Here is an 8,796-nt window from a genome sequence, read left to right as displayed (position 1 = left end):
TGCGGACACAGTTGACGAAACACTATGGGTATTTTAAACGAAGTAACCAAACTATTAGATGAAGCTGGTATAGAATACGCTGTATATGATAAAACTGTTCCCAATCCAACGGATACCAATGTGGAAGAAGGTTTAGAGATTTATCAAAAAGAAAATTGTGATGCCATTATTACTGTTGGTGGTGGCTCCTCTCACGATTGCGGTAAGGCTATAGGTCTTGTGGCTACAAACGGTGGAAAGATTCATGATTACGAAGGTATTGACAAATCTACCAGGCCATTGCCTCCGCTCATAGCAGTTAATACTACGGCTGGCACAGCCGCTGAAATGACTCGCTTTTGTATAATTACTGATACTTCAAGAAAGGTAAAAATGGCCATAGTTGATTGGAGAGTAACTCCTCATGTTGCTATTGACGATCCCAAACTGATGCTAGGAATGCCTCCAGCCCTCACCGCTGCTACTGGTATGGACGCCTTAACCCACGCAGTGGAAGCCTATGTTTCAACCATAGCTACTCCTATTACTGACGCTTGTGCTGAGAAGGCTATATCTATGATTTTTAAATATTTACGCCGGGCGGTAGCTAATGGAGATGACGTAGAGGCCCGTGAAGGGATGTGCTATGCCCAATTTCTAGCTGGTATGGCCTTTAACAACGCTTCTTTAGGGTATGTCCACACTATGGCTCATCAATTAGGTGGCTTCTATGACCTTCCTCACGGTGAATGTAATGCCATTTTACTTCCTTATGTGGAAAAGTTTAATCTTATTGCCAAGATTGACCGCTTTGTAAAGATGGCGGAACTTATGGGAGAAAATGTTGAAGGCTTATCTCCTAGGGAAGCCGCAGAAAAGTGTTTAGTTGCTATTAAACAGCTTTCATTAGACGTGGGAATTCCGCCAAGTTTAATAGAACTTGGTAAACGTTATGGTAAGGAAGTTAAAGAGGAAGACATTGATATTATGACTGCTAACGCCATGAAAGACGCCTGCGGTTTAACCAATCCGCGTAAGGCCACAGAAAAAGATGTAAAAGCTATATATATGGCTGTCCTGACAGGAGAACCTTTAGAAGCAGTAAATTTTTAGACGTGATTCTTTTTAATTTTTAGTTTTCACGGGACAGGCGTTAGTTTTTTAAATTGCCTGTCCCTTAAAATTTTTTCTCAAAATTTTTTTGATATAACTTTATTTAAAATAGCTATTAGCTTATTATTAGTTGTTATTGTGAGCGAAAATATCTCATAAGTCCTTCGGAGATCATGTTGCCTTGGTGAAATTTTTCTGGGAGCAAAAATAGATGGCAATTTTAGGGCTGTTATTGCGAACTCCTTTCTTGTCATTGCTTCACTCCGCTCGCAATGACAAAGTGGTAGGAAAGCCTTGCGGTTACACATTCTTTTGTTATCGCGAAAAATACATTTCCCTCTCCCCTGCGAGAAACACCTTTTCCAATGTTGTCATTGAGAGAGGGGTGGATTCCCTTATTTATCACTGCGAGGAGATCCCTCGCTTTGCTCGGACAGGAGAAGCAGTTTCACGAAAATATTTTGTAAAAGGTCTTTAATATGAAAGACTCTCCCATTAATGTTTTTTAGTGGAAAAGATAAACCATTAATTTTATAGAAAGGAGGAGTTTATGCCAGGCTCTTATGCAAACTGTATTTTACGGGTTAACTTATCAACAGGAGAGGTTAAAAAAGAAAGTATTCCCGAAGAGCTTTTGCGCAAGTTTATAGGCGGTCGAGGGCTGGGGAGTTATTATCTCTCACAATTGATGGACCCTAAAGCTGAACCTTTTTCTTCTGAAAACCCGCTTATTTTTGCTACCGGTCCTCTCACTGGAACTCCTGCTCCTACCGGTGGCCGTTATATGGTTATTTGTAAGTCTCCTCTTACCGGGCTTATTGCCTGTTCAAATTCTGGCGGCACTTTTGGGGCAGAGCTTAAGGCTGCCGGCTACGACATGATTATATTTGAAGGCGTAGCGGAAAAGCCGGTTTATCTCAGCATAAAAGACGACGAAGTGGAACTCAAATCTGCTGAACACCTCTGGGGCCTTGATACTCACGAAACCACTGACCGCTTGCTGGAGGAGTTTGGAGACACCAAGGCTAGAGTTTCCTGTATTGGCCCAGCTGGAGAAAATCTGGTGCGTTTTGCCTGTGTCATGAACGACAAACACCGGGCGGCCGGTCGTTCAGGAGTAGGGGCGGTCATGGGCTACAAGAAGCTTAAGGCCATTGTGGTTCGTGGCACCAAAAGAACTGAACCGGCAGAAGCTGAAATTTTTAAAAACTTTCTCCGGGAAAAGCTTGACATAATTAGAACTAACCCGGTTACTGGTGAGGCTCTGCCCAAGCTTGGCACTAAAGTGCTTGATAACATCATAAACGAAAGCGGCCTTTATCCCACTCGCAACTTCCAGACAGGGGTCTTTGAAGGGACAGATGAAATTTGTGGTGAGGCCCTGGTGGAAAAAGGCTACCTCAAAAAAAATAAGGGCTGCTACGCCTGCCCCATTAAATGTGGCCGGGTAACTGAGCTTCCCAATAAAAATAAGGGCGAGGGTCCTGAGTACGAAACCGGTTGGGCCTTTGGGGCTGACTGTGGTGTGAAAGACTTGATTGCCATAACCGAGGCTAACTTCCTGTGTAACACCCTGGGGCTTGACCCGATTTCCTGTGGAGCCACTATAGCCTGTGCCATGGAACTCTTTGAAAAGGGCTATATTCCCAAAGAAGACCTGGCCGCTGGGCCGAAGCCTACTTTTGGCAGCTCTGAGGCCATTGTCTATTACACCCACGCCATTGCTTATCGTAAAGGCCTGGGAGATAAGTTAGCTGAAGGCTCAAAACGCCTGGCTGAACATTACGGAGCACCAGAGCTTTCCATGAGTGTTAAAGGTCAGGAGCTACCCGCCTATGACCCTCGTGGTGTCCAGGGCCACGGCCTGGCTTATGCCACCTCTAACCGGGGTGGTTGCCATGTGAGGGCCTATCTCATTGCCCCTGAAGTGCTTGGTAGCCCTGAAAAGCTTGATCCTCAGGCTATTGAAGGCAAGGCCCAGTGGGTAAAAATCTTTCAGGACTTAACCGCGGTGATTGACTCCTCAGGCCTTTGTCTCTTTACTTCCTTTGCCTTAGGAGCCAAGGATTATCGTGACCTTCTGGCCGCTGCTACCGGCTTTGACTACACCATTGAAGAGATGATGCAGTGTGGTGAACGCATCTGGAATCTGGAAAGGGTTTTTAACTTAAAAGCTGGCCTTGACCCTAAAGAAGACACCCTTCCCAAGCGTCTTTTAGAAGAACCTCTCCCTGAGGGTCCCAATAAAGGGAAAGTCCATCGTCTGCCAGAAATGCTCCCCGAGTATTACGAAATTCGTGGCTGGACTAAAGAGGGTATCCCCACGGAAGAAAAATTAAAGGAACTCGGCCTGGCTTAATAAAAGAGGGGGTTAAAAGCCCCCTCTTTTACCTGTTTACACTAATTCTAGTTCGGTGGTTTCTACTGAGAGATGGCTAACTATCCAGTGGGGAATACGAGCCCTATCAAATACGAGGGTTACTTTTTGGGTTTTCATTTCTCGTTTGGTTAAAAGATAAGTTTTTATCTTGTCTTTAAGTTCCAGAAGAGAAGACGCTGTTACGTAAATACCTTCACCTTTGGCAATCCACTCGGTTTCGTAGTAAAGGGTTATTTGCATGCCCCACCTCCTCTTTTTTCAATCATTTCTTCATAAAGTTTGACCGCTGTCTTTAAGACTTTTTCATCAAGTTTGCCGTGAGGTGATATGGTTTCAAATATCCTTCTGGGAATTCTTAACTTGCTCGGCGCAAAGTTTCTGGCCTTCTTAAAATGATATTTCCTGATCAAAATGTCTTGTCCCAGTTTCTCTAAATCTTTGGCTTCGTAGCCAAACCCAGAAAGGGAAAACATGCGAGCTAGGGTTTCAAAATCAAAAACACTGCGGCCAAAGAAACAGCAGATCGCTGAAGAAAGTACCTGGCGGTAGGCCTCTTCTTTAAAAAGTTTTTCTACTAGCTTATGGATATCAAGCTCTTTGAGTTTGGTTTTTTGGTCGTAGCTATAGCCAGCAGAATCAAGGTGGCTATGCCTTGAGCCCGTAAGGTGAGTTATGTGGATACCATAGCCTGTATGGTAGCCACTCATTTCATTACCACCAAAGGCCAGGGCAAAGTCCTCACCTCCGTATTTTTGGGAAGTAAAATCTACCCCGCGGGCCAGCGCCGTGTAAAACTCATTACTTTGATTGGCCAGATGGAAAAGCATCTTAAGGTAGGTTTCAACGTCACCGAACTTTGGTTCAAGCCCCAGGGTATGTTCTTCATTAATGAGGCCTTTTTCAAAGGCCTCGGTAGTCCAGGCCAGCACCACTCCCGTGCTCATAACGTCAAAACCATAGTTGTCAATGCTATCAAGAAGACGTAAAACTCCTTCAGCTGAGCCTACCCCTATCATGCTACCAGTAGCGTAAATGGGCTCGTAGTCATAAGAAATAAAAGTAGTTTTGTAAAAATAAGGTTCGTCTTCATAGGGGGTTCTTAAGGCGGCAATGTGGATACAGGCCATAGGGCAATGGGCACAGGCAAGTCTTCGTCCCAAAAGGTTTTCGGCAAAGTATTCACCACAAATATTTTCTGCCTTTTCAAAGCGCGTTTCTTTTAAGTTTCTGGTAGGAAGAGCCCCTAGCATGTTTAGAGGAATGATGTTAACCGCTGTGCCCAGTTCGTAATATTTTTTGAGAGAAGGGTTTTCCCTTAAGCGGGTTAAAATATCGTCGTAAGTTTCTTTGTATAGCTTGCGGTCAGTTACTGGTAAGGCCTTTTTACCGCCTTCAATAACAATGGCCTTTAATTTTTTGTAACCAAAAAGGGCCCCCAGACCAAGCCTTCCAAAATGGCGATAAGTTTCTGTGACTACACAGGAGTAGGTAACACCGGTTTCTCCTGCCCGCCCTATGCGAAGAATACTTCTTAGCCCACTTCCTTTTTCTCTTTCGCGAATAAAACGTCCTGTTTCAGAAACAGAAAGCCCCCACAGAGCGCGGGCATCGCGAAACTTGACCCCATTACTGTCAATCACCAGATAAACGGGTATATTGCTCTTACCACGAATAATTACCGCGCCATAACCGGCAAGCCTCAAGGCCACGGCGCTGCGGCCACCGGCATGGCTTTCTCCTAAAAGCTTGTTGTGCGGTGAAAGAAACATGGAAACAGTTTTAGAGACAATAGGGAAAAGCCCGGTAGATGGCCCAACTGCAAGAATAATGGGATTTTTGGGGTCTTGAGGGTCAATCTCTTTCGGGCACTCTTCTTCAAGAAGGGCACTGGCTACCCCGGTGCCACCAATATATTTTTCAAAAAGGTCCCGTCTTTCTTCTATCCAAAATTTTTTAGAGGAGAGGTCAATATAGAGAACTCTTTTCAAAGGGTCATTTTTAAGCATCAGGCAGCCTCCTCAAGGGCAATTACCTGGTGAGGGCAATACTCAGCGCAATACCCACAATGCATACAGATAACGGGTTTTTGCGTCTCATCGTTCCAGAATATAGCATTTAATGGACAGGCCTCACGGCAAAAACCACAGCCAATGCACTTTTTAGCCGCAAGAACTACTCCGCCCCCTTTTCTCTTTATTAGCGCCCCGGTAGGACATACCGCCAAGCAGGGTGGGTCTTCACAGGCCCGGCAAACAATCACGGTAAGCCCGCGTGAAAGCCCACCGCGAGACCGAACGTGAATAGCACTTTCGGCCAGGCCTGCCTGGCCGGTGCGTCTCTGACAGGCAAACATACATAGCTGGCAGCCAACACAGCGGTCAGGGTCAAGGACTTTTAAGCGTCCCGTGGCCATAAGATGCTCCTTTCAAAAGGGTTCAAAGAAACAAAATAATATTTTTACAGGGCAAAGTAAATCGGTTTTGCTTATCCTTATAATTCTTTTCTTGGCAAAAAGGTAAATCTGTTTTAATGAAGGGATAAGCTCATTTTTTAAGCAGGAGGTATTTTGTGAGTTCCAAAAGAGTACTTAGTGGCATGAGGCCTACAGGCCCTCTTCACTTGGGGCATCTTCACGGAGTGCTGAGTAACTGGCTCAAGCTTCAGGAAGAATACCAGTGTTTTTACTTCGTGGCTGACTGGCATGCCCTTACTACAGAGTATGAAAACCCCAGGCGTATTCCAGAATTTTCCCGAGAGTTATTACTTGAGTGGCTGGCCGTTGGTCTAGACCCATCTCGTTCTACTCTTTTTATCCAGAGTGCTATTAAGGAGCACGCTGAGCTTTATCTCCTTTTTGCCATGTTTACTCCGGTTTCCTGGCTTGAAAGGAATCCCACTTACAAAGACATGATAAAGGAGCTTAAACAAAAAGACCTGGCTACTTATGGTTTTTTAGGATACCCCGTGCTCCAGGCCGCAGACATTTTAATCTACAAGGCCCATAAAGTGCCGGTGGGAGTGGACCAGTTGCCCCATCTGGAGCTAACCCGTGAGATAGCCCGCCGCTTCAATTATCTTTACCAGACTGAAGTTTTCCCCCTCCCGGAACCATTGCTTTCAGAGGTGCCCAAGGTTCCCGGGATAGATGGGCGCAAAATGAGTAAAAGCTACGGGAATGCTATTTTTCTTTCTGACGACGAAAAAGCCGTGCGCCAGAAAATAAGCACCATGGTAACAGACGTTAACCGTCCGCGTAAAAGTGACCCAGGTGACCCGGAAAACCGCTGTGTGGCCTTTCAACTTATGAAGCTTTACTTGACTCCAGAAGAGCAGCAAGAGGTTATTGCTGGCTGTAAAGATGCTCGTCTTGGTTGTGTGGAATGTAAAAGAAAGCTTGCTGACAGGGTGGTAGAGGCCTTGCGGCCCCTTTGGGAAAGGCGCCGTGAACTTGAAGAAAAACCCTCTCTTTTTGAAGAAATAATGGCCTCTGGAAACGAAAAAGCCTGTCAGGTGGCCCGAGAAACTCTTGAGGCCGCTAAAGTGGCCTTGTTTGGTACCAGGTGGTTTTAAGGAGCTTTTATGAAAGAACTGCCGGCTTTGATAAAAAAACTGCTTGAACCTGAGGCCTACCCTCACCGGCCAGAAAAGGTGGAGTTAATCCAGACGCATATTTCCTATGTTTTTTTAGCAGGGGACCTGGTTTATAAGATAAAAAAGCCTGTTGACTTTGGTTTTCTTGACTTTACCACCCTTGAAAAACGGAAGTTTTACTGTGAGAGAGAGGTAACCCTTAACCGCCGCCTGTGTCCGGACATTTACCTGGGGGTAGTGCCGGTGGTTGAAAAGGGTGATACTGCCTATTTTGAGAGAGAAGGCGAGCCCGTGGAATGGGCGGTTAAGATGAAACGTATGCCAGAAGAGGGCATGATGGGCCGCCTTATAGCCCAGGGCCGTTTGCGCCAGAGCCACCTGGATTTAATTGTCAAAAAGCTTGTGCCCTTTTATCAGCAGGCAGAAACTGGCCCGGAAGTCAATAAATACGGCACCCTTGAGGCCATCTCTTTTAACGTGGAAGAAAACTTCAGCCAGACCAAAGATTTCGTAGGCAGGGCCCTTGCCCCTCATCGTTATGAGCACATAGTTTCCTGGTCGCGCACTTTCATTAAAGAAAAAGAGGCCCTTTTTAAGGAGCGCATTGCCGAGGGTTTTATCCGCGATGGCCATGGAGACCTTTATTCCGCCAACATTTGTTTTGATGAGCCTAAAAACGAGGTCTATATCTTTGACTGTATTGAATTTAATGACCGCTTTCGCTGTGGTGATGTGGCCCAGGACCTGGCTTTTCTCGCCATGGACCTTGACTTTCACGAACTTAAAGATTTCTCGCGCTATTTCATTGACCAGTATGTTTCCCTTTCGGGAGATAAAGGGCTCCTTAATTTACTTGACTTTTATAAGTGTTACCGGGCTTATGTGCGAGGGAAAATTGGTTGTTTCACCTGGGCTTCTCCTGAGGTGCCAGAAGAAGTGCGCAATAAGGCCTTAAATGATGCCAGGCGTTATTTTGACCTGGCCTATCTTTACGCCGAAGGTGTGCCGTGGCTTATTGTTATCTTTGGCCTTTCAGGGACAGGCAAAAGCACGCTTGCCCGTGCCCTTAGAGATAAGCTCCTTACCAATTATTACAATTCAGACATCGTGCGCAAAAAATTACTGGGCATAAAGCCTGAAGAGCATCACTATGTTCCCTTTGGTAAAGGGATATACAGCGAGGAGTTTACCCTTAAAACATACGAAGCCATGGCGCGCTATGCCGCTGAAGACCTTGTCCGTGGCCGAGATGTAATTCTTGATGCTACCTTTCGGGCCAGAAATTTACGGGAAATGGTTTTAGAAGCGGTGAAAGACTTGAAAGTTAAGCTTCTCTTCGTGCAGTGTGTGGCACCAGACGAGGTAATAAAGGCCCGTTTTGAGGAAAGGGCCCAAAAAACAGCTGAGCCCTCTGACGGCCGCTGGGAAATCTATGTTAAGCAAAAAGAAGTCTTTGAGCCACCTACCGAAATTCCTGAAGATAAGTTGCTTGTTCTTGAGACCACCCGCCCAGTGGAAGAACTGGCCCAAATAGTTGTTAATCACTTAAAGGCTGAGATTGCTTCGCCACTTAGTGACTTGCAATGACAGAGTAGAGATTGGTTTCGCAATGACAACCCCATTGTCACCGCGAGGAGCGTACTCCCTTTGTTATTATTAGGGGGACCCCGCAGGGCCGACGAAGTGCCCCAATGGGTCATACGAGGAACACAAAGTGCGACTAAGTAATCCCA

The 8,796-nt window shown here is 45.8% G+C and carries 7 protein-coding genes; 4 read left to right on the top strand and 3 right to left on the bottom strand.

The features are described 5' to 3' along the window. Positions 1-24 precede the first annotated feature (24 nt). On the top strand, positions 25-1,092 hold the full coding sequence (locus tag TH606_RS08560; RefSeq protein ID WP_082863588.1) for an iron-containing alcohol dehydrogenase: 1,068 nt from the start codon (positions 25-27) through the stop codon (positions 1,090-1,092). A gap of 550 nt (positions 1,093-1,642) precedes the next feature. Next, positions 1,643-3,451: an aldehyde ferredoxin oxidoreductase family protein gene (locus TH606_RS08555; protein ID WP_068542938.1), complete on the top strand. Its 1,809-nt coding sequence runs from the start codon at positions 1,643-1,645 to the stop codon at positions 3,449-3,451. A 36-nt stretch (positions 3,452-3,487) separates the two neighbouring features. On the opposite strand, the gene TH606_RS08550 is transcribed toward TH606_RS08555, so the two are convergent. Genes TH606_RS08550 through TH606_RS08540 form a run of 3 tightly spaced genes read right to left on the bottom strand, consistent with a single transcriptional unit; the run spans position 3,488 to position 5,885 of the window. Beyond that, a complete protein-coding gene (locus TH606_RS08550; RefSeq protein ID WP_068542936.1) occupies positions 3,488-3,712 on the bottom strand; it encodes a DUF5395 family protein in 225 nt (74 codons plus the stop codon). Then, positions 3,703-5,478, bottom strand: a complete 1,776-nt coding sequence (locus TH606_RS08545; RefSeq protein WP_068542934.1) for an aldehyde ferredoxin oxidoreductase N-terminal domain-containing protein — start codon at positions 5,476-5,478, stop codon at positions 3,703-3,705. The genes TH606_RS08550 and TH606_RS08545 overlap by 10 nt, the downstream gene beginning before the upstream one ends. Continuing rightward, positions 5,478-5,885: a 4Fe-4S binding protein gene (locus tag TH606_RS08540; protein WP_068542933.1), complete on the bottom strand. Its 408-nt coding sequence runs from the start codon at positions 5,883-5,885 to the stop codon at positions 5,478-5,480. The genes TH606_RS08545 and TH606_RS08540 overlap by 1 nt, the downstream gene beginning before the upstream one ends. 155 nt (positions 5,886-6,040) lie before the next feature. On the opposite strand from TH606_RS08540, the gene trpS reads away from it, so the two are divergent. Then, positions 6,041-7,042 (top strand): tryptophan--tRNA ligase, encoded by a 1,002-nt coding sequence (gene trpS / locus TH606_RS08535; protein ID WP_068542930.1) that lies wholly within the window; start codon positions 6,041-6,043, stop codon positions 7,040-7,042. Between the two features lie 9 nt (positions 7,043-7,051). After that, positions 7,052-8,650, top strand: a complete 1,599-nt coding sequence (locus tag TH606_RS08530) for a bifunctional aminoglycoside phosphotransferase/ATP-binding protein (RefSeq protein WP_068542929.1) — start codon at positions 7,052-7,054, stop codon at positions 8,648-8,650. Positions 8,651-8,796: the final 146 nt, after the last annotated feature.

Source organism: Thermodesulfatator autotrophicus (assembly GCF_001642325.1).
In the GTDB taxonomy this organism is placed as follows: Bacteria; Desulfobacterota; Thermodesulfobacteria; order Thermodesulfobacteriales; family Thermodesulfatatoraceae; genus Thermodesulfatator; species Thermodesulfatator autotrophicus.
This window is presented reverse-complemented; position numbering and strand designations above follow the sequence as displayed.